The following is a 19,821-nucleotide window of genomic DNA, read 5'->3' as shown; positions in this document are numbered from 1 at the left end:
TGTGTCGAGAACCCACTATGGCGCGACGCCCTCCCGGTGGCGACCTGTTGACGGATCACAAGATCCGTGAGATTTAGGGCTCAGATCATGTCGGATTCGAGCCGATCGCCGATCAGTGCCAGGTTCTGGATGGCGGCCAGACCGTACTGTGCGGCGTCGTTCGTGGACACCGTCGCCACCTCGTCGACCGGCCGCAGCACGTGCGGCGGACTGACGCGGGAGAGCGCGAAGTCGCGGCGGTGCACGAGCCATTCGCCCATCCCCTCGAACGCCCGCCAGGCGAGCGAAGCGAGCTTCTCGTCGCCGCGCCGCGCGGCCGCGTAGGCCGCCAAGCGGCTGTGGGCCTGTTCGAGGTGGATGCCGGTGAGCGGCGCTCCGACCGCCGTCGCCTGCTCCTCGGGTGAGGCGAGATAGAGCCGGCAGTAGCGTTCCCACGCAACGGCGAACCCGGGCACGTCGACGAGCGAGATGAGCTCGCTGCACACTTCGACGAGGCCGAAGACGGCGCTCAGATGCGACACCGAGACCCGGTCGCGCGCCGTGTCGAACCGGCCGGAGTCGAGGTCGTAGAGCGCTTCGCCGGTCAGGAAGCCCTGGGGGAGCGCGGCGATGTCGGCCATCGTCCCGAGGAGGCGGTCGCGCGAGCGTGCGTTGCCCGTCCGCTCCCAGTCGGCGAGCCACGTGGCCGCGAGAGCGCCCCAGTCGGTCCCGAGCCCGACGGCGAGGGCGCGGCGGTCGGGGCGGTAGGTCGCGGCATCCGGTCGCACCTTGCGGGTCGGGTCGGTGTCGAGGAACCGCTCGTCGCTGTCACGGAGCTCGGTGAGCAGATCCCCCACGCGCTCGTCCGCCGTGAGGAAGTGGAAGATCCGGCGGTAGATCGGGCTGCTGATGCGCAGCTGCTTCGCGCTGCACCCCCAGTGCTGCACGTTGTGGCGCGAGCCGAGGCCCGCCCAGCGGCCGCGGTGGTAGACGTCGACCTCTCCCGTGTGGCGGGTCATCGCCTCCGCGAAGCGGAACACGTCCGCCCGGCCCGTCCGCAGGTAGGAGTACCAGAGCCAGAGGTCGGGGGACAGCTCGCTGTTGTCCCACGCATATCCGCCGACGTCGTAACGCCAGGTGTGCCGGTCGGTGTCGTACGCGTGCATGACGTCGCCGTAGTTCCAGAAGCCGTACCAGCTGCGCTGATCCACCTGGCCGAGGTAGAACTCGAGCAGGAAGTCGAGGCTGTCCTCGATCTCGGCGCGGACGGGCGTCGAGCGGTCGACGAGCGCCCAGTCGCCGAAGACCCCGACCGACGCGAGGTGCGCGGGCGTGGGTTGCATCAGCGGCGGTCGCTGCAGGTGGGTCACGTCGTCGGCGAACTCCGCCGCGGACGGCGTCGCGGCGTAGGCGACGAGGACGAGCTCGTGCGTGCGCGCGATGCCGTGCGCGTCGCCGAAGCCGGGCTCGTAGTCCTCGTACGTGATCTCGAGCGCGTCGAGCTGACTCGCGAAATCGTCCTGCCCGAGACCATCGTGATAGAACCGCATGTCCATCGGGCGGGCCTCGGGCGAGTGCAGCCACGCCGTCACGGTGGCCCGGTCCGACGTCGCATCGCGGACGTCGAGCTGGCCCGGGTGCGACTGCCAGAACGCGCGCACCCCGAGTCCGACGCCGCCGTCCGGATCGCTCAGCGAGACGAAGCCCTCCGACCGCGTTCCGGCGCCCGCGTCGATCCATGCGTGGCCGGGTGCCGTGCGCTTGCGGATGCCGAACCCGTCGGCGCTCAGCTGGGTGAGGGTGACGTCGCCCCAGGTGGGGATGAGGTGCAGCCGCGACGAGACCTCGGGCGCCCACTCCGCCGGCGACGGAGTCCGACGTCCCGCGACCTGCGCCTGTCGCACCTCGGCGCCGGGGTCGCGTCGCAATCCCGTGAGCCCGCGGACGGCCTCGGCGAAGACGCCGCCGTCCGCCCCGGCGACGCGGACGTGACGGTCGTGCGGCTCCGCACGCAGGGGCACCGCGGCACGCACGCCGAGACCCGCGATGAAGTCGACCTCGGCGTCGCCGTCCCAGATGAACGAGTGGACGATCCGGATGCGGTCGCTGCCCGCCGCGAGCACGAATCGCACGGTGAACGGCAACCATTCCCGGGATCCCGCGGCATCTCGGTGGTGCCCGTCGACGCGGACGACCGCCCTGATCGGTCCGTCCTGCTCGAGGTGCACCTCGCTCACGGCCGAGCGGAAGTGTGCGCGCGGGCCCGACGCGTCGTCGTCGTCGACGCGGTCCTGCCGCAGGCTGACGAGGTGCACGTCCTCGGCGACGGTGACGCCGCCCCGCGCGATCGACTGCACGAGCGCCGAGCCGCCGCGCTCGCCGAACCGCACGCGGATGACGCCGGTGTCGACGGTGACCGCGCCCTCGAGGATCTGCGCGGTGACGCTCTGCGGAGCGGTGGGGGCCGCGGCATCCGGGTCGATATGGATGTCGTATTCCTCGGGCTGCTCCGTCGCACCCAGTGCGGCGCCCACCCATTTGAGCGAGCCGTCGGGCCAGGTCGCGAGCGGCCAGAACTGCGCCGGTACCGCGGCGCCGTCGCCACGCCGCCGCAGCCGGAGAGCGTCTGGGGTCGAGGCGGCGCCGCGCGGCAGTGGACTGCCCCACGTGACCCCGGCGGGGAGGCGGGTGGGGGGTGCGTCGTCGAGCCAGCGGAGCGGGACGGTCATAGCGAGTGGACCTCCAGGTTGCGGTAGCACGCCGTCAGGGGCGCCATCTGGCGAAAGCCGATCCGGCCGGCGCCGACGACAGGGCCGGCCGTCCCGTCGTCGCGCCACGAGAACAGGCGCAGATCGTCGATGTCGAAGGAGACGCGGTCGCCGTCCTTCTCCACCGCGATCCGATAGAAGCGGTGCGCGGCGTCGTCAACCGGGGGGAGCGGGTCGGCGCCCTGGGCGACGAGGTGGAAGCCGGGGGACTTGCGGAGGTTGCACGTGTGGAACGCGCGCTCGTCCTCCCACCGGCGCCGGAAGTACGACACGTGCAGAGTGCGGATGTCGCCCGAGTGGTACTCCGGGTACGCCCCGGTCCGCGCCGCGACGCCGTCGTCGAAGATGCCCCCGCCCGCTGCGGCGCGCGCGCCGAAGAAGAGCATCGCGAGGCCGGGCTCGGTGCGGGGAGAGAACTCCCACGTGATGCGGATGCCGTCGGGAAACTCTTCCGGACACCAGAGCGTCCAGTGGTCGTCACCTCCGCCCGCCGAGCTCAGGCAGAGCGCACCGCCCGCCGCGGCCGTGTCGACCGGTCCCTCGCGGAGCCAATCCGCCACGTCGTCGGGACCGGTGAGCGCGTTGCGGTAGAGGAGGCTCATCCCTTGACCGAGCCGATCAGCATGCCCTTCGCGAAGTGCTTCTGCAGGAACGGGTAGAACAGCAGGATCGGCAGGGTTGCGACGACGATGACCGCGAACTTGATGCCCTGCGCGGGCGGCAGCTGGCTCGGGTCGGCCTCGACGATCGACAGATCGGTCGCGACCGTGACCTGCCGGAGGAACATCTGCAGGGTCCACATCGAGTTGTCGTTGAGGTAGAGCAGCGGCGACATGAAGTCGTTCCAGATGCCCACGGCGTAGAACAGGGCGAACGTCGCGAGGACGGGCTTGGACAGGGGCAGGATGACGCTCCACAGCGTCTGCAGCTCGTTGGCCCCGTCGATCTTGGCCGACTCCTCCAGCTCGTTCGGCAGCTGCTGGAAGAAGTTCTTGATGATGATGAGGCTGAACGGGTTGATCGCCAGCGGCAGGATCAGCGCCCAGTAGGTGTCGAGCAGCCCGAGGTCCTTCACCATCAGGAAGGTGGGGATCATCCCGCCCGAGAAGACCATCGTGAACACGATCAGCGAGAGCAGCACGCGCCGCCCCGGCAGGTTCGCCTTCGACAGCGGGTACGCCATCGAGGCCGTGAGGAGCAGCTGGATGACGGTGCCCACCGCCGTCACCAGGATCGTCGTGACCATGGCACGCAGGAACGCCGGGCTCGTCAGGATCGACTCGTAGGCGCGGAGGCTGAACGTCTCGGGCCACAGGAAGAACGACCGGGTCGCGAGCTCCGACTCGGTGGCGAACGACCCCGCCGCGACGTAGACGAACGGCAGCAGGGCGACGATGCCGAGGACCGTCAAGAGGACGACATTGACGACGTCGAAGACCCGGCCGCCGGGAGTGTTGAAGCGGTACTTCTCGCGTGCCATCAGAAGATCCCCGTCTGGTTGAAGCGGCGCGCGATCCAGTTCGCGCCGAAGATCAGTACGACGCCCACGAGCGCCTTGAACAGGCCGACGGCGGTGCTGTAGCTGTAGCTGCCCTGCGTGATGCCCATGAAGTAGACGTAGGTGTCGAACACGTCGGCCACCTGCCGGTTCAGCGAGTTGGTCATGAGGTAGATCTGCTCGAACCCGGTGTTCAGCACCTGGCCCATCTGCAGGACGAGCATCACGACGACCGTCGGCATGATCGACGGCAGGGTGATGTGCCAGACGCGCTGGAACCGGCCGGCGCCGTCGATGATCGCGGCCTCGTACTGCTCCTGGTCGACGCTGGCGAGCGCGGCGAGGAAGATGATCGTCCCCCAGCCGGTGTTCTTCCAGATGTCCTGCAGCACGATGATCGGCCGGAACCAGGCCGGATCGGTGAGGAAGTCGACGTTCGTGCCGAAGACGTTGTTGATGAGCTGGAACAGCGGACCGACGTCGAGGGCGAACAGCAGGTACGTCAGCGAGGCGACGACCGTCCACGACAGGAAGTGCGGGATGTAGATGAGGGTCTGCACCGACCGCTTCACGAGGGTGACGCGCAGCTCGTTGAGCAGGATCGCCACGATGATCGTCAGCGGGAACGCGATGAGCAGGCTCAGCAGCGCGAGGATCAGCGTGTTGGCGAGCAGCCTCGGGAAGTCGGGGCTCGCGAAGAACGCCTCGAAATGGTCGAAGCCGACCCACTGGCTGTCGGCGATGCCGAGGAACGGCACGTAGTCCTTGAACGCGATGATCGCGCCGTACATCGGCCCGTACCGGAACAAGGCGAAGTAGATGATCCCCGGCAGCAGCAGCAGGTACAGCCACTTGAACTGCGAGAAGTGCACGCGAACGCCCTTGCGGCGCTTCCGTGGCGGGACCACCAGGGCTTCGGTCGCGGCGACCGAGCGATCGAGGACTGTCATGTCGAATCCTGTTCGAGAGGGAGTGGGGCGGATGCGGCATCCGCCCCACTCGGCTCAGTCGGCCTGCGAGGCCAGCTCGTTGATCTCGTCGATGACCTTGTCGCCACCGCTCGAGCGCCACCGGTCGACCGCGGCGGTGAGACCCGCGCGATCGATCTGGCCGGCGATGTACTGGATGCGGGCGTCGGAGACGATCGTGTCGAGCTGGGCGCCCTGCGTGACGTAGGTCTCGGACACGTACGGCGCGGCCGGGTCGTACTCGGCAGAGGCCAGGTCGGACTCCTCGATCGCCTTGCGCTTGTCGTACATCTCCTGCTCGTACTCGGACGCCTGCTTGGGCAGGTAACCCCGGAAACCGGAGACGTTCATCCCCAGCTGCGAGTAGCTCAGGACAGCATCCTTCAGCGCCTGCGGGGCGTCCTCGACGGGCACCGCGAGATCGCCGTCGAGCGTGTAGGTCTCGCCCTCGATGCCGTTGTTGAGAACCGGGCCCGCCTCGGGCGAGTTCAGCTTGTCGAGCACGCCCAGCACCGTCTTCAGCTGCGCCTCGGTCCGGACCTTCGCCTTCGGGATCGCCAGGAAGCCGCTGTACCCGGTGGTCGGCTGCGCGTGCAACTGGCCGTCGGGTCCGATGAGGTTGCCGGTCACGTCGACGTACTTCTCGAAGTTCTCGGGGTCTGACTCCTTGAACAGGCTCATCAGCACGCCCGCGCGGGAGTGCACGTCGATGATGATGCCGCCCTTGCCGTTGAGGAACGGCTCGTTCCAGTTCGCCGAGTCGAACGTGGCGTAGTCGCCGTTCACGAGGCCGTCGTCGACGAGACGCTTCTCGTAGTCGACCGCATCCAACCACTCGTCCGTCGTGAAGCTCGGCGTGAGCTTGCCGTCGCGCTCGGTCCAGCGGTTGCCGGCGCCGTACCAGGTCTCCATCACGTCGTAGGGGCTGCTGGTGCCGATCGCACCGGGCCACTTCGGGATGATGATCCCGTAGGTGTCGTTCTTGCCGTTGCCGTCGGGGTCGTCCTCGGTGAACGCTTTCGCGACGTCATAGAGGTCCTCGGTGGTCTTCGGGAGCTCGAGACCGAGCTTCTGCAGCCAGTCCTTCCGCACGATCACCGCGGTGCGCATGACATCGCGGGCGCGGAAGATGCCGTAGACCTTGCCGTTGATGCTCGAGGCCTCCTGCACCTCGGGGAAGGTCGTCTTCAGGTTGGGGTAGTCATCGAGATAGTCGGTGAGGTCCCAGAACGCACCGGCCTGCGCGTTCTTCACGAAGCCCGGGTCCTTGCCCTGGATGACCATGACGTGCGGGATGTCGTCGCCGGCGAGCGTGATGTTCGTCTTGTCGCCGTAGGACGAGTTCGGCACCCAGTTGATGTCGAGGTCGACGCCGGCGATGTCTTCGAGCTTGTCGAGGATCGCATTGTCGTCGCTCGGCGCATTCGTCACGAGGTAGGGCGCCATGATCGAGATCGAGTCGAGCGACTCAGATTCGGCGCCGCCTCCCGAGCAGCCGGCGAGGGCGATGGCGCCGGCGGTCACGAGCGCGGCCGCAGCGAGGCGCGTGCGGTTGTGCATGAGAACTCCTTCGTTCGGGGTGGGTGAGTCGTGCGGAGAAAGGCGGATGCGGCTCAGACGGCCTTTCCCGCAGTGGCCGGGACGGGCGCGATCTGCTCGGCGACAGCGGTGTCGTTCGCGGTGAAGAAGGCGATGCACAGGGCGGTGCTGAGCGACAGCCAGGCGCCGATCGAGACGAGCGGGATGAGACCGGGGAGTCCGGCGCTCGCCGCCCCGATCAGGACTCCGGCGGCGAGCAGCACGACGCCGTGCGCGAGATTCCGCAGGAGCCACTGGGACGCGACGATCACGTAGCGGCGCAGGGGCAGGTCGTAGTGGACGTAGAGCGGGACGAGGGTGGCGGTGAGGGTGAAGGCGAAGCCGGCGGCGACCATCACCAGGACGGATGCGGGGTCTGCCGCGCCGGCGGTGATCAGCGCGATTGCGCGGGTCGCCAGAAGCGTGGCGACGGCGAGAGCGGGGGCGACGACGGCATTCGCGCGCAGAAACTCCCGACGCCAGACGCCGAGGAACTCGCGCATCGTCGAGAAGAGTTCGCCGCGGAGGCGACGGCGGGTGAGATCCGCCGCCGCGACGGCGGCAGGGGCGGCGCCGAGCACCACGCCGCCGGCGAGCGTGAAGACCAGCCACAGCGCGTTCATGGTCAGCGACCAGAGCACCCAGTCGCAGGCGGCATGGACGCGCAGCGCCCACGTCGCACCACCGGACTGCGTACTCATCGTCATTGATCTCCTCGTGCTGGCGCCCCAGAGCGTGCTGGAAGGCGCTTTCCGGGGAGCGTAGCCCCGTGAATGAAACGTGTCAATAGGTCCGTCCAGGGGCGCGAAGGCGAAATCTGCACCCCTCGCGCGCGGGAGCAAAGCCGTACTATGGACCGTGTGGGACCGGTCACAGGCCGCCCTTGAAAAACGTTTCAATTGGCGGTATTCTGAGCGGCAAGCGCTTTCCCGTGGGCTTCTGCCCGCTGCACCAGGGAGGCCTCGATCACGGACCACGGCGTCCGCCAGCACTCGCAACACGGACGTTCGAGAGAGGACAAAGATGTTCATCACCAAACGGGGGCTCGCAGCCATCGCCCTCGCAACCGGCTCCGCCATCGCCCTCGCGGGCTGTGCCGGCTCGCCCGCTCCCGCCGGCACGTACGACCCCGACGAGAAGGTCTCGCTCGACCTCGCCTTCTGGGGCAACGACGTGCGCGCCGACCTCTACAACAAGGCGATCGAGGCGTTCAACGAGAAGTACCCCAACATCAAGGTCAGCACGAGCTTCCTCGCGTTCCCCGAGTTCTGGGAGAAGCGTCAGACCGAGGCGGCCGGCAAGAACCTCCCCGACGTCATGCAGTTCGACTACTCGTACCTGCGCCAGTACTCCGAGAACGGCCTCCTGCTCGACCTCGACCCCTACCTCGGCAAGGTCATCGAGACCGACCCGCTGCCCGAGAACATCCTCGACATCGGCGTCGTGAACGACAAGACCTACGGCATCGCCACGTCGACCAACGCGTGGGGCCTGTTCACCAACCCGGTCCTGCTCGAGAAGGCGGGCGTCGATGAGTTCGCCGGCGGTTCCTGGGACGACTACACCGACTGGATGAAGGACGTCACCGACGCCAGCGGCGGCGAGTTCTGGGGCGGCAGCGACTACACCGGCCGCATCCAGAACTTCGAACTCCAGCTGCGCGCCGAGGGTGGCGAACTGTTCACCGAGGACGGCAAGCCCGGCTTCGACGAGGCGCGCCTCACCCAGTTCTGGGAAGACGGCCAGTCGATCCGCGACGGTATCGGCGCGCCGCAGCAGCGCGTCGAGGAGGCCCTGCCGCTCGGCCCGTTCGACACCGCCATCACGGCCAGCGAACTCACGTGGGACAACTTCGGCGCCGGCTACCTCGGCAACCTCGGCGAAAGCTACACCGAGCTCGGTCTCGTCGCCCCGCCGGTGACCGAGGAAGGCGCGAAGGACCTCTACCTGAAGCCCTCCATGCTGCACTCGATCGCGGCCAACACCGACCACCCCGAGGCCGCGGCGACGCTCGTGAACTTCCTCGTCAACTCGCCCGAGTCGGGTGAGATCTTCGGCACCAACCGCGGCCTGCCCGCTTCCGAGACGGCTCTCGCCGCCGCCGACCTCGACCCGCTGAGCCAGCAGGTCAAGGCCTATGAGGAATCCATCGCCGACCGTCTCGGCGACGCCCCGCCCGTCCCGATCGTCGGCTATGGCACTCTCGAGGAGAAGTTCCGTCAGCTCGGGGTCGAGCTGAACTTCGGCACCATGACGGTCGACGAAGCGGTGTCGCAGTTCTTCACCGAGATGGACGTCGCCCTCAACTCGTGACCGATGGCGGGGTCCGGATGCCGCGGCATCCGGACCCCGCTCGGTCCATCCGTCCCGACATCTGGAGCACCCTGTGAGCACCACTGCGACGAGAGTCATCGTCACCGGCGAGAAGCGGCGTCGCGCCCTCGCGAACAAGCGCCGGCCCGAGAACCTCAGCCGTCCGACCCAGCGCTCGCGCGCCCGCAAGGAGACGCTCGCGGGCTACGGATTCCTGATCCCGTGGATGCTCGGCTTCTTCGGGCTGACCATCATCCCGATGGTCTACTCCCTGTACCTGTCGTTCACGCGGTACGACATCTTCCGCCCGCCCTCCTGGGTCGGCCTCGACAACTACATCCGGCTGTTCACGAACGATCCGCAGTTCATCCAGTCCGCGCAGATCACCCTCATCTACGTGCTCGTGGGTACTCCGATCACCCTCATCGCAGCGCTCCTCGTCGCGATGCTGCTGAACTTCCGCGACAAGGGGTCGGGCTTCTTCCGTTCCGCCTTCTACGCGCCCTCCCTCATCGGCGGGTCCGTGTCGGTCGCGATCGTGTGGCGCGCCATGTTCGGGTCAGACGGCCCGGTCGACTCGTCGCTGTCGTTCTTCGGGATCGACCTCGGCGGCTGGATCGGCAACCCGAGCCTCGTGCTTCCCGCCATGATCATCCTGTCGATCTGGCAGTTCGGGGCGACGATGGTCATCTTCCTCGCCGGCCTCAAGCAGGTGCCGAAAGAGCTCTACGAGGCGGCCGAGATGGATGGCGCCGGTCCCTGGCATCGTTTCCGAGCGGTCACCCTGCCGATGCTGTCGCCGGTCATCTTCTTCAACCTGTTGCTCGGCCTCATCGGCGCCTTCCAGGTGTTCGCCTCGGCGTACATCATCTCGAACGGCTCCGGCGGTCCCGCCGGGATGACGAACTTCATCACCATCTACCTCTACAAGCGCGGCTTCTCCGATGGGCAGATGGGGTACGCCTCCGCAATCGCCTGGGTCCTGCTGGTGGTCGTCGCCATCATCGCCTTCATCCTCTTCCGCACCCAGCGCTCCTGGGTCCACTACGCCGGAGACAACCGATGAGCACCTCCAACGTCACCACGACCTCGGGCGCGGCATCCACCCCCGTCTTCGCCGCGCAGCAGGTCATCGCGAACCCACCCCGTCGTCGGGTCAAGCGCAAGACCTGGCAGACGATCATCTGGCTCGTCGTCCTCCTCGCGCTGACGGCGCTCGTGCTCTACCCGCTGGTGTGGCTCGCGGTCTCGACCCTCAAGCCGAACTCCGAGTTCGGTCAGAACTCCGGGCTGATTCCGAACTCACCGTCGCTCGACAACTACACGAAGGTCTTCGAGGGCATCGCGGGTGTGCCGCTCCTCCAGTTCTTCGGCAACTCGCTCCTGCTCGCCGTCGCGGCCGTGGTCGGTACCGTCTTCTCGAGCGCCCTCGCCGCGTACGCGTTCGCCCGCATCCAGTTCAAGGGCCTCGGCATCCTGTTCGCCGCGATGATCGGCACGCTGCTGCTGCCGTTCCACGTCGTGATCATCCCGCAGTACATCCTGTTCAACAATCTGGGCATGGTCGACACGTTCTGGCCGCTGATCCTGCCGAAGTTCCTCGCGACCGAGGCGTTCTTCGTGTTCCTCCTCGTCCAGTTCATGCGGCAGATGCCGCGCGACATGGATGAGGCGGCCCGCATCGACGGCGCGGGGCACATCCGGATCTTCTGGGCGATCATCCTGCCGCTCGTGAAGCCGGCCCTGATCACGTGCGCGATCTTCGCGTTCATCTGGTCGTGGAACGACTTCCTCGGACCCCTCCTCTACCTGACGAGCCCCGAGAACTACCCGCTCCCGATCGCGCTGCGCCTCTACAACGACCAGTCGTCGACGAGCGACTTCGGTGCGACGGTGACCGCCTCGTTCCTCGCGCTCGTCCCCGTCCTGCTGTTCTTCCTCGTGTTCCAGCGCTTCCTCGTCGACGGCGTCGCGACGCAGGGCCTCAAGGGCTGACATGACCGGGACTCGAGCCGACCGTCGCGCGGAGCGCGCCGCCGTACGCGCGGACCGCTCCGGCAGCGGGCCCGTGCTCGAAGAGCGACCCTCGGCACGTTTCCCCGGAGCCGCGGCGAAGTTCGCGCTCTTCGGCGAGGTCCTGATGGTGGGACTGCTGGTCGTGCTCGTGGGCGTGCTCGTCGTGACCCTGCCGGTGGCGTTGGCAGCCGGCATCCGTCATCTCGGGCGCTACATCGCGGCCGAGGACTCCCGGCTCGCGCTCTTCTGGCGCGACGTGCGGGCGGGGCTCGCCGGGGGGAGCCTCCTCGGGCTGATCGTCGTCGTCGCGGCCGCGGTCCTGGCGGTCGACATCATGCTCGCGCGGTCGGGGATGCTCCCCGGTGGTGTCGTCATCGAAGCCGTCGGGTGGACCGGTCTCGCCGCTCTCGCCGTCGGTCTGCTGATCGCGGCCGGGGCGTGGGACCCGCAGACCGGGTGGAGCAACGCCGTCCGGAGCGTCCCGTCGATCGTCCGCGACGACGTCCGCGGACTCGTCTTCTATATCGCAGCCGTCGCGCTCGTCGTCATCCTGACGTGGATGCTGCCGCCCCTGCTGCCGGCCGCGCTCGGGTGCGCCGTGCTCGCCGTCGTCGCGGTGCCGCAGCGCCGCCGGAGCCGCTGAGGCCTCAGCGCACGCGGCGGATCCGGACCGTCGCGCGACCCGGCGTCGTGCCCGTCACGTAGAGGCGCGGACCGCCCAGGGCATCCGTACCGCCCAGGTAGTCGTAGTCCTCGCCGGGCAGATAGGCGGCGGGGGCCGCCGAGCCCGTACCCGGACCGACCTCGATCGCGTCGCCGCCGACGCGGTAGTGCGCGGACCCCGATGTCAGGACGGCGGTGCCGTCGCCCCGCCCGTCGACGCCGTCGAACGCACCGCCCTCGCGGAACGCGAACTCGAGGCTCCACGCGCAGATCGGTCCGTCGGTGTCGATCGTGAGATCCACGCCGTCCTCGGTGGGCACGATGTCGATGCGGGTGCGGAGAGGGACCTCGTCGCGCGGCCGCTCGTCGAACGACATCGCGGCCGAGAAGCGCCCCTCGTCGACGACGCGGTAGTCGCCGGCGGGGCGGCGGCGCGCGGCATCCAACGGTCCGAAGTAGGCGGGCGAGAGGCGCTCTTCGAGCACGATCCGCTCGTCCCCGATCGTCATCTCATCGGTGCGGAACGGACCGAGACCGAAGAAGTGGCGGGAGAGTCGGACGGAATCGAGCACGGCGTCACCCGCGAACAGCCGGAGGAACGTCGGATTGGCCGCGAGGCCGGAACGGATCCGCCGGGCGACGGAGTAGTCCGTGCCGCCGAAGACGGTCACGGTGCGCTCGGGCGTGCGGTCGACGACGAGACCCGACACGGGCCACGTGGTCCGGCCGCGGTCAGCGGGTGCCTCGCCCGCGGGGAGCGGCTCGCGCAGCGCCGGGTGCAGGAGCATGTCGGCGAGCGCTGTCTGCGGGTCGATCACCGGAGCGGATGCCGCGGCCCGCGCCGCCCACGCGAAGTCGCTGCGACCGGTCTCGAGCGCGAGGCGGCGGAAGTGCAGCGCGTACGGCGCGAGGGGGAACTGCGGCTCGCGCTGGTCCTGGCGACGGGAGTGGACCGTCTCGAGTGAGCCGTCCGGATAGATGAGTCCGAGCGTCGACTCGAGGTTCCGCGCCACGATCTCGTGCAATTCGGGCAGGTCGAGGACGTCCCCGATGAGGAGCAGCGACGGGTTCGAAACGTACACCGCGTAGTTCGCGCTGCGCTCGGAGTAGAGACCGTCCGCATCGACGTCGATGCCCTCGGCCAGCCACTCGTGAGCGCGCGCTTCGAGGCGGGGGTCGGGGCGGTGGCGGTGCAGCCGCATGAGCGCAGCGGTGAGCTCCCACCGGTGGTTCGGGGTGTGCACGCCGCCCGCGAGCAGGGCAGGCGCGGCACGGTCGGCGATGCCGCCGAGCACCTCGGCGACGCCGTCCAGGCGCGGGTCACCGGAGCGGCGGACGAGCTCGAGGATGTCGCCGACGTCGTTGATCGTGAACCCCGTGTCGGGCGGTGACTCGACGTTGTCGCCGCCGAGGAACAACCCCGTCGGTGACTGCAACCCGCGGAGCACCTCCGCGTACGCCTCGGCGAGGGCGACGACGGCGGGATCGCCCGCGAACGCCGACGCCGGCTCGAGGTACACCGCGACGAGGAGCTTCGCCCGCCGCATCGACGCGCGGTGCGGGCCGAGCGGGGCGGCCGACACGTCGGTCGACGCATGCAGGAGCGCGGCGGCCTCGGCATCTGCCGCGGCGATCACATCGGCGACGAACGTGTCGGTGGTGTACGTCATCGGGTCTCCAGGTCGTGCAGGCGGACGCGCAGGGTGACGACCTCGAACGCGCGAAGGTCGAGGGAGACGCTGTGGTCGTCGTGCAGGAGTGCGGCGTCGTCCCGACCACGGCCGGGGGTCTCGACCAGGTCGCAGACCTCGAGCGACGCGACGGCGAGATCGATGCGCAGGATGCCGCGGGTGCGGGCCCCGCGCTGCTCGAACACGCGGACGATGAGGTCGCCGCTGCCGTCGGCGGCGAGCTTGACCGCCGACACGACGATGCCCTCGGACGAGCTCGACACGAGCGGTGCGACGGCCTCGCCGCCGGTGACCTCGCGGAGCGGCGAACCGACGAGCGCGCCCCAGCGGGCGGCATCCGTCGTCGATTCCGCGGGAGCGAAGACCGAGGTGAACTCGTGCACGCCCTGATCGGCGTCGGGATCGGGGAACGTGGGGGCGCGCAGCAGCGACTGCCGCACGGTCGTGACGGTGCCGCTGGCGTCGGTCGTGCGCGTCGCATCGTGACCGTACATGCCGTCGTTCACGATCGCGGCGCCCGCACCCGGCTCGGCGACGTGCACCCACCGGTGCGCGCACACCTCGTAGCGGGCGGCATCCCACGACGTGTTCGCGTGGAGCGGGCGGCGCACGTGCCCGAACTGGGTCTCGTAGGCGGCGTCCTGCGCGTGCACCGCGACGGGGAATGCGAGCTTCAGCAGCCGGTGACGCTCGTGCCAGTCGACCCGGGTGCGGATGCGGACGGCGCCGTCGGCGGGGTGGATGTCGATCCACTGCTCGACGGTGCCGCGGGGGAGCGGGTGCACGACGTGCACGACGCCCTCGTCCGTCAGGGTCGCCGTGCCGCCGTCGACGTCGGTCGTCACGAGGCGGTACGAGGCGTCGAGCTCCCACGCATCCCACTTCGACGGGGCGTCGACGTGCAGCTGCAGCAGGCCGCCGCGGTGGCCGGCCGGGATCAGGTCGCGTCCGGTGGCGAGGTCGACGACGCTCCGCAGGGTCCCGTCGAGGCCGACGACGACGTCGAGGAGGTCCGAGCGCAGCCGGAAGCCGCCCTCGACGGCCTCCGCCGAGACGCGTGCGGGCTGCGGGGCCGGGCCCGCGCCGCCGGCGGCGATCGCTCCGATGGGTGCCGCGGCGGGGTTGAGGGCCAGGCGCTCCGAACCGTCGCCGACGAGGGCCGCGACGGCATCCGCGATGATCGCCTCGAGTCGGGCCGTCGTCGCGTCGTGGGAGCGCTCTGCCTCGCGGTGCACCCAGGCGATCGCGCTGCCCGGGAGGATGTCGTGGAACTGCAGCAGCAGCACCTCGCGCCAGAGTTCGTCGAGTTCCGCAGCGGGGTACGGGATGCCGCGGCGCACCGCGGCGGCTGCGCTCCAGTGCTCCGCCTCGACGAGCAGAGCCTCGTTCCGCCGGTTGCCGCGCTTCGTGCGCATCTGGGACGTGAAGATGCCGCGGTGGAACTGCAGGTACATCTCGCCCGACCAGACGGGCGGATCGACCGGCTCATCGGCGGCCTCGAGGAAGAACTCCCGCGGGGTGCCGAAGGCGACCGTCGGCGACCCTTCGAGGTCGGCCTGCAAGCGCGCGTCGGCCATCATCTCGCGCGTCGGCCCGCCGCCGCCGTCGCCGAAGCCGAACGGCATGAGCGAGCGCGTGCTGCCGGCGTGATCGGCGAAGTTCCGGACGCTGCGGGCGAGCTCGGTCGGGCGCATGTCGCCGCTGTAGGTGTTGTTCGGCGGGAAGTGCGTGAAGATCCGCGACCCGTCGAGGCCCTCCCAGACGAAGGAGTGGTGCGGCATCGTGTCGATGTCGTTCCAGCACATCTTCTGCGTGAAGAACCACTCGAGGCCCGCGCCGCGGAGAAGCTGGGGGAGTCCAGCGGGAAAGCCGAACGAGTCGGGCAGCCAGCCGACGTCGCTGCGCGCGCCGAAGTGCTCCTCGAAGAACCGGGTTCCCGCCAGCAGCTGACGCGCGAGCGATTCGCCGGAGGGCATGTTGACGTCGGATTCGACCCACATGTTGCCGACGGGGATGAAGCGGCCTTCCGCGACGCGCTCCGTGATGCGCTCGAAGAGGTCGGGGTCGCTCCGGCGCACCCACTCGAAGTGCTGCGCCGAGGAGCTCACGAACACCGCATCGGGGTCGTTTGCCATGAGCTCGAGGACGTTCGCGTAGGTGCGGGTGACCTTCCGCACCGTCTCGCGGCTCGGCCAGAGCCAGGCCGAATCGATGTGCGCGTGCCCCGTCGCGGTGATGCGATGAGCGGATGCCGCGGCAGGAGCCGCGAGCAGGGGGGCCAGGATGCTGCGGGCTGCCGCAGCGCCGCCGGCGGGGGAGTCGGGGTCGATCGCGTACAGCGCGCGCTCGAGGCCGTCCAGGATCCGCGCGCGGCGCGGGTCGGAATCGATGAGTTCGCGCGCGAGGCCCACGAGGACGATGACCTCGCGGCGGAGGCGCTCCACGGTCTCGTCGACGAGGCGCACTTCCATCCGGCCGAGGCGGTAGAGCGGGTCAGCACCGGCGGTGGCCGGGTCGCCGAGCGGGGTCGGCCCGAAGGCGAGGGGGCTCTTGAAGTCATCTCCGCCCGACAGGTCGGGGTTCGCCGCCGCCTCGACCGTGAACGAGACCCGTTCACCGGGGCCGCTCGTCACGGGGACGTGATGGTTCCGCGGCTCGAGACCCTTGACGACACTGCCGGCGGGAGTCCGGACGAGTCCTTCGCACTGGAAGCCGGGCTTCGCCTGCGAGAAACCGAGATCGAGTGAGAGCTCGATCCTGCCGTCGCGGCCGGCCCACGCCGCGGGGATCTCGCCCTCGACGGTGAACCACGTCGTGCCCCAGGCGCGCCCCCACCGGTGGCCGGCGTCGACGGGGGCGAAGGCGGCGCTCTGCCGCATCCGTTCCACCGACACCGGCTCGCCCGGCAGGTCCCCGACGTCCGGGACCTGCCAGGCGGAAACCTGGAGGGGTGTGCGGTCCGCGACGACGGCCTGATCGAGGTACTCCCCGATGAAGCGGTCGACGCGTTCCAGGACGAGGTGGTCCCGAGAGTGCATCAGTCCTTGAGTCCTGCGTTGATGTTCGACGAGGTCACGTACTTCTGGAAGACCAAGTACAGCGCGACCAGCGGAATCATCGACAGCACGGATGCCGACAGCAGGATCGTCCACTCGATGTTCTCGGCTCCGACGAGAGCACGCAGCGCGATCTGCAGCGTGAACTGATCGGGGTCGCCCAGGATGATGAGCGGGAAGATGTAGTCGTTCCAGCGCCACTGGAACGACATGATCGCCAGCGTCAGCGCGATGGGGCGGGCCAGCGGCAGCATGATCCGGAAGAAGATGCCGTACTCGCTGGCGCCGTCGATGCGCGCCGCCTGCATGAGCTCATCCGGAACCGAGATGAAGAACTGGCGGAACATGAAGACGCCGGTCGGGGTGACGATCGAGGGGATGATCACACCGGCGAGCTGGTTGTACAGCCCGAGGTCGCGGATGACGACGAACATCGGGTTGAGGATGACCTCGCCCGGCAGCATCGTCATCGAGAGGATGAAAAGACCGAGGACGCTCAGCCAGGGGTTCTTGTACTTCGCCAGCGCGTAGCCGGTCGTGGCGCAGAGGAAGACGGTGAACACCGTCGACACCGTCGCGACGATCGCGGTGTTGAGGAAGTACCGCGCGAAGTCGATCCGCTCGAGCGCGGCCGAGTAGCCCCCGAGCGTCCACTCCTTCGGGAAGAAGGACAGCGGGTAGCTGAAGAGCTCACTGCCCGGCTTGAACGAGGAGAGCAGGAACCAGGCCAGGGGGAACAGCATCAGGAGCGCGAGCACCCAGAGCATCGTGGTCGGCAGGACCGCGCGGCGCCGGAGGTTCTTGTTCCGGCGGCGGCGTTCGAAACGCTCCGTCTGCTTTTCGTCGGGGACGGTGATGGCGTAGGTGGTCACCATGAGTTGTTGCTCCTCCGGCTGATGCGCAGCTGGATGATCGCGATGATCATGAGGATCACCAGGAGGACCATCGACGCCGCACTGGCGTAGCCGATCTCGGACTGCTTGAAGCCGGTCTCGTAGATGTACTGGACGACCAGCCGGTTCTGCGTGCCGGGGCCGCCGCCGTTGAGCGACTGGATGAGCGCGAACTCTTTCATGTGCCCCAGTGTCGACAGCAGGATCACGAGCACGGAGGTCGGCGCGATGGAGGGCAGCGTGATGCTGCGGAACCGCTGCCAGCCGTTGGCGCCGTCGAGCTCAGCCGCTTCGTAGTACGACTGCGGGACGTTGTTCAGCGCGGCGACGAACAGCAGCATGTTGAAGGCTGCACCACCCCAGGACGACGCCACGATGACGACGAAGAGCGACAGGTCGGCGTTCGACGACCAGGGCAGCCGGTCGCCACCGAGCATGCCGATGACGAAGTTCACGAAGCCGAAGCTCTCGCCGAACATCCAGCGCCAGATGACACCGGTGACGATGGGCGAGACGAGCCACGGCAGGAAGAAGATGATGCGCGCCGCGGTCTTGCCCTTGGCGTGGGTCGCATTGATCGCGACGGCCATGCCGAGGGAGAGCGCGTAGCTCAGCGGGACGGAGAACAGGGCGAACACGAACGTGCGGCCCAGTGCCCCGTAGAAGCTCGGGTCGCCGAAGAGCTTGGAGTAGTTGTCGAGGCCGACGAAGTTGGCATCGCCCCAGCCGCGGAAGTCCGTCAGCGAGTACGACAGCCCCAGGACGCCCGGCCACAGGAAGAACAGCGCGAAAAGGGCGGCGGTGACGATGGTGAACAGGAACGGCGCCATCCGGTACCGGCCGAAAGCGCGCTTGCGGCGGCGGGAGGGCGCGCCGGGCGCCCCCGCCGCGGGGGCGGAGGCGTCCGGCGTGATTGTTGCAGTCATGCGAGGTTCCCCTAGGGAGTCACTTCATCTGTTCGGTGGAGATCGTGTTGATCGCCGTGACGGTCTGCTCGAGCGTCTGCTCGCCGTTGAGGTACTTGACCGTCTCATCCTTCAGCGGCTCGCTGTCGATCGCGAGACCGGTGTAGCTGTTCTTCAGGCCGTCGACCGTCTGGCGGGCAGCGATCTCGGGGGATGCGGCGATCTCACCGTTGTAGAGGTCGAACGCGTATGCGTCGTCCTTGTACGTGATGTCGACGTCTTCGACCGCGGGGAGGCAGCCCGAGATCTCGCAGTACTCCTTGTAGTTCTCCGGCTGGTACATCCACTTCACGAAGTCGAGGGTTTCCTTCTCGACGCCCGTGCCGTCGTAGGCGACGATCCAGGAAGCGGCACCGTAGTTGGTCGAGCGGACCGGCTGCTGCGGCAGCGGCACCGAGATCCAGTCGAAGTCCTTGATGTTGGCCTGGAAGTCGGCGATCTGCCAGACGCCCGACATGTAGCCGGCGACGCGACCGCTCTTGAAGGTCGCGCTGGGGTCGTCACCGGCGGCCCAGACGGCCTTCGGCATGAACCCGTCGTCGTTCAGTTTCTTGAAGTACTCGAGGGCCTTCGCGCCTTCGGCGTCCAGCGCCCAGGTGCCGTCGGACTGCTCGGTGACACCCTTGCTGCCGAACTCGAACATGAACGCGCGGAGGCGGTGCGCCGAGCTGTCGACGACGGCGCCGAACTCGGCATCCGTCTTGTCGACGACCTCGGTGGCCTTCTGGACGTACTCGTCCCAGGTCCACTTCTGGTCGAGCGAGGTCGGGTACTCGACGCCGGCCTCGTCCCAGAGGGTCTTGTTGAGGAACATGCCGACGCCCGTGAGAGTGGTCGGGAGTGCCTTGACCTTGCCGTCTTCGGGGTCCTCGACGCGGAGCGCCGGGACGACCTTGGCTTCCTCGGCGATGTCGGTCAGGTCGAGCATGCGGTCGGTCCACGCGGGGTCGGCGTCGGGAGCGGCGGCGAGTGCGGGGAGGTCGTTCGCCTGCGAGGCGGTGCGGAGGCGGGTGCGGAGGTCGTCGCTCGGGACCTCGACGACCTTGACCTTGACGCCGGTCTCCTTCTCGTACTTCTTGGCCAGCGTGGCGTAGCCGCCACCCTGGGCCGCGTCGCCGGACTGGACGAACTCGAGGGTGACGTCGTCGCCCCCACCGCCCCCGGAAGACGAGCAGCCGGCGAGCACGAGCGCGCCCACTGCCGCGGCGATGATGGTGGCGGATCGGATGGTGCGGGAACTCTTCACTGCTTCTCCTTCGCAGGCGCTCTTCGGTGAGCGCGGGATGTGCCATGGGTAGGTCGACCGGGATTTGTCGGCATGTCATGACAAGGGGTGCTCATACGGTAACCGGGGAGCCCCCCGACGGCAAGCGCTTACCGGTGTCGGGTATGTAACGTCTTTGCGACAACGGCGGTATCCATCCTCCCCCGAG

15 protein-coding genes are annotated in these 19,821 nt (G+C 68.6%); 4 read left to right on the top strand and 11 right to left on the bottom strand.

The features are described from left to right. Positions 1–80: 80 nt before the first annotated feature. Genes ABQ271_RS13460 through ABQ271_RS13435 form a run of 6 tightly spaced genes read right to left on the bottom strand, consistent with a single transcriptional unit; the run spans position 81 to position 7,498 of the window. Complete coding sequence (locus tag ABQ271_RS13460; RefSeq protein WP_349309241.1) at positions 81–2,708, bottom strand: Tat pathway signal sequence domain protein; 2,628 nt, start codon at positions 2,706–2,708, stop codon at positions 81–83. Beyond that, a complete protein-coding gene (locus tag ABQ271_RS13455; RefSeq protein WP_349309240.1) occupies positions 2,705–3,349 on the bottom strand; it encodes a DUF1961 family protein in 645 nt (214 codons plus the stop codon). The genes ABQ271_RS13460 and ABQ271_RS13455 overlap by 4 nt, the downstream gene beginning before the upstream one ends. Next, positions 3,346–4,227 carry a carbohydrate ABC transporter permease gene (locus tag ABQ271_RS13450; RefSeq protein ID WP_349309239.1) on the bottom strand — a complete coding sequence of 294 codons (882 nt, stop codon included), beginning with the start codon at positions 4,225–4,227 and terminating at the stop codon, positions 3,346–3,348. The genes ABQ271_RS13455 and ABQ271_RS13450 overlap by 4 nt, the downstream gene beginning before the upstream one ends. Next, positions 4,227–5,195, bottom strand: a complete 969-nt coding sequence (locus ABQ271_RS13445) for an ABC transporter permease subunit (protein WP_349309238.1) — start codon at positions 5,193–5,195, stop codon at positions 4,227–4,229. Before ABQ271_RS13445 ends, ABQ271_RS13450 begins: the two co-directional genes overlap by 1 nt. Before the next feature lie 54 nt (positions 5,196–5,249). Beyond that, positions 5,250–6,773: an extracellular solute-binding protein gene (locus ABQ271_RS13440; protein WP_349309237.1), complete on the bottom strand. Its 1,524-nt coding sequence runs from the start codon at positions 6,771–6,773 to the stop codon at positions 5,250–5,252. A gap of 53 nt (positions 6,774–6,826) precedes the next feature. Further along, positions 6,827–7,498, bottom strand: a complete 672-nt coding sequence (locus ABQ271_RS13435) for a DUF624 domain-containing protein (protein ID WP_349309236.1) — start codon at positions 7,496–7,498, stop codon at positions 6,827–6,829. A 316-nt stretch (positions 7,499–7,814) separates the two neighbouring features. On the opposite strand from ABQ271_RS13435, the gene ABQ271_RS13430 reads away from it, so the two are divergent. The 4 genes from ABQ271_RS13430 (at position 7,815) to ABQ271_RS13415 (ending at position 11,763) form a co-directional block, all read left to right on the top strand. Continuing rightward, positions 7,815–9,104: an extracellular solute-binding protein gene (locus tag ABQ271_RS13430; protein WP_349309235.1), complete on the top strand. Its 1,290-nt coding sequence runs from the start codon at positions 7,815–7,817 to the stop codon at positions 9,102–9,104. 73 nt (positions 9,105–9,177) lie between these two features. Next, positions 9,178–10,170, top strand: coding sequence for a sugar ABC transporter permease (locus ABQ271_RS13425; RefSeq protein ID WP_349309234.1), 993 nt, complete (start codon positions 9,178–9,180; stop codon positions 10,168–10,170). After that, positions 10,167–11,099: a carbohydrate ABC transporter permease gene (locus tag ABQ271_RS13420; protein WP_349309233.1), complete on the top strand. Its 933-nt coding sequence runs from the start codon at positions 10,167–10,169 to the stop codon at positions 11,097–11,099. Before ABQ271_RS13425 ends, ABQ271_RS13420 begins: the two co-directional genes overlap by 4 nt. Position 11,100: 1 nt before the next feature. Beyond that, positions 11,101–11,763, top strand: coding sequence for a hypothetical protein (locus tag ABQ271_RS13415; RefSeq protein ID WP_349309232.1), 663 nt, complete (start codon positions 11,101–11,103; stop codon positions 11,761–11,763). Positions 11,764–11,767: 4 nt separating this feature from the next. On the opposite strand, the gene ABQ271_RS13410 is transcribed toward ABQ271_RS13415, so the two are convergent. Genes ABQ271_RS13410 through ABQ271_RS13390 form a run of 5 tightly spaced genes read right to left on the bottom strand, consistent with a single transcriptional unit; the run spans position 11,768 to position 19,634 of the window. Then, entirely contained in the window at positions 11,768–13,453 is a 1,686-nt protein-coding gene (locus ABQ271_RS13410; RefSeq protein ID WP_349309231.1) for a hypothetical protein, read from the bottom strand. Continuing rightward, positions 13,450–16,512, bottom strand: a complete 3,063-nt coding sequence (locus ABQ271_RS13405; protein WP_349309230.1) for a glycoside hydrolase family 38 C-terminal domain-containing protein — start codon at positions 16,510–16,512, stop codon at positions 13,450–13,452. The genes ABQ271_RS13410 and ABQ271_RS13405 overlap by 4 nt, the downstream gene beginning before the upstream one ends. Next, the gene (locus ABQ271_RS13400; RefSeq protein WP_349309229.1) at positions 16,512–17,405 is read right to left on the bottom strand and encodes a carbohydrate ABC transporter permease; all 894 of its coding nucleotides are present in this window, start codon (positions 17,403–17,405) and stop codon (positions 16,512–16,514) included. Before ABQ271_RS13400 ends, ABQ271_RS13405 begins: the two co-directional genes overlap by 1 nt. Next, positions 17,399–18,349 (bottom strand): sugar ABC transporter permease, encoded by a 951-nt coding sequence (locus ABQ271_RS13395; protein ID WP_349309228.1) that lies wholly within the window; start codon positions 18,347–18,349, stop codon positions 17,399–17,401. The genes ABQ271_RS13400 and ABQ271_RS13395 overlap by 7 nt, the downstream gene beginning before the upstream one ends. Before the next feature lie 19 nt (positions 18,350–18,368). Further along, positions 18,369–19,634, bottom strand: a complete 1,266-nt coding sequence (locus ABQ271_RS13390; RefSeq protein WP_349309227.1) for an extracellular solute-binding protein — start codon at positions 19,632–19,634, stop codon at positions 18,369–18,371. Between the last annotated feature and the right edge of the window lie 187 nt (positions 19,635–19,821).

It is taken from the genome of Microbacterium sp. MM2322 (assembly GCF_964186585.1).
In the GTDB taxonomy this organism is placed as follows: Bacteria; Actinomycetota; Actinomycetes; order Actinomycetales; family Microbacteriaceae; genus Microbacterium.
The sequence above is the reverse complement of the archived record's forward strand: the minus strand, read 5'-3'. Positions and strand labels throughout refer to the sequence as shown.

Excerpts from the sequence above, each read along its gene's own strand:
- ABQ271_RS13420 (WP_349309233.1), top strand. The coding sequence starts at position 10,167 with ATGAGCACCTCCAACGTCACCACGACCTCGGGCGCGGCATCCACCCCC.
- ABQ271_RS13460 (WP_349309241.1), bottom strand. The coding sequence starts at position 2,708 with ATGACCGTCCCGCTCCGCTGGCTCGACGACGCACCCCCCACCCGCCTC.
- ABQ271_RS13405 (WP_349309230.1), bottom strand. The coding sequence starts at position 16,512 with ATGCACTCTCGGGACCACCTCGTCCTGGAACGCGTCGACCGCTTCATC.
- ABQ271_RS13455 (WP_349309240.1), bottom strand. The coding sequence starts at position 3,349 with ATGAGCCTCCTCTACCGCAACGCGCTCACCGGTCCCGACGACGTGGCG.
- ABQ271_RS13395 (WP_349309228.1), bottom strand. The coding sequence starts at position 18,349 with ATGACTGCAACAATCACGCCGGACGCCTCCGCCCCCGCGGCGGGGGCG.
- ABQ271_RS13430 (WP_349309235.1), top strand. The coding sequence starts at position 7,815 with ATGTTCATCACCAAACGGGGGCTCGCAGCCATCGCCCTCGCAACCGGC.
- ABQ271_RS13410 (WP_349309231.1), bottom strand. The coding sequence starts at position 13,453 with ATGACGTACACCACCGACACGTTCGTCGCCGATGTGATCGCCGCGGCA.
- ABQ271_RS13445 (WP_349309238.1), bottom strand. The coding sequence starts at position 5,195 with ATGACAGTCCTCGATCGCTCGGTCGCCGCGACCGAAGCCCTGGTGGTC.
- ABQ271_RS13440 (WP_349309237.1), bottom strand. The coding sequence starts at position 6,773 with ATGCACAACCGCACGCGCCTCGCTGCGGCCGCGCTCGTGACCGCCGGC.
- ABQ271_RS13400 (WP_349309229.1), bottom strand. The coding sequence starts at position 17,405 with ATGGTGACCACCTACGCCATCACCGTCCCCGACGAAAAGCAGACGGAG.
- ABQ271_RS13435 (WP_349309236.1), bottom strand. The coding sequence starts at position 7,498 with ATGACGATGAGTACGCAGTCCGGTGGTGCGACGTGGGCGCTGCGCGTC.
- ABQ271_RS13450 (WP_349309239.1), bottom strand. The coding sequence starts at position 4,227 with ATGGCACGCGAGAAGTACCGCTTCAACACTCCCGGCGGCCGGGTCTTC.
- ABQ271_RS13415 (WP_349309232.1), top strand. The coding sequence starts at position 11,101 with ATGACCGGGACTCGAGCCGACCGTCGCGCGGAGCGCGCCGCCGTACGC.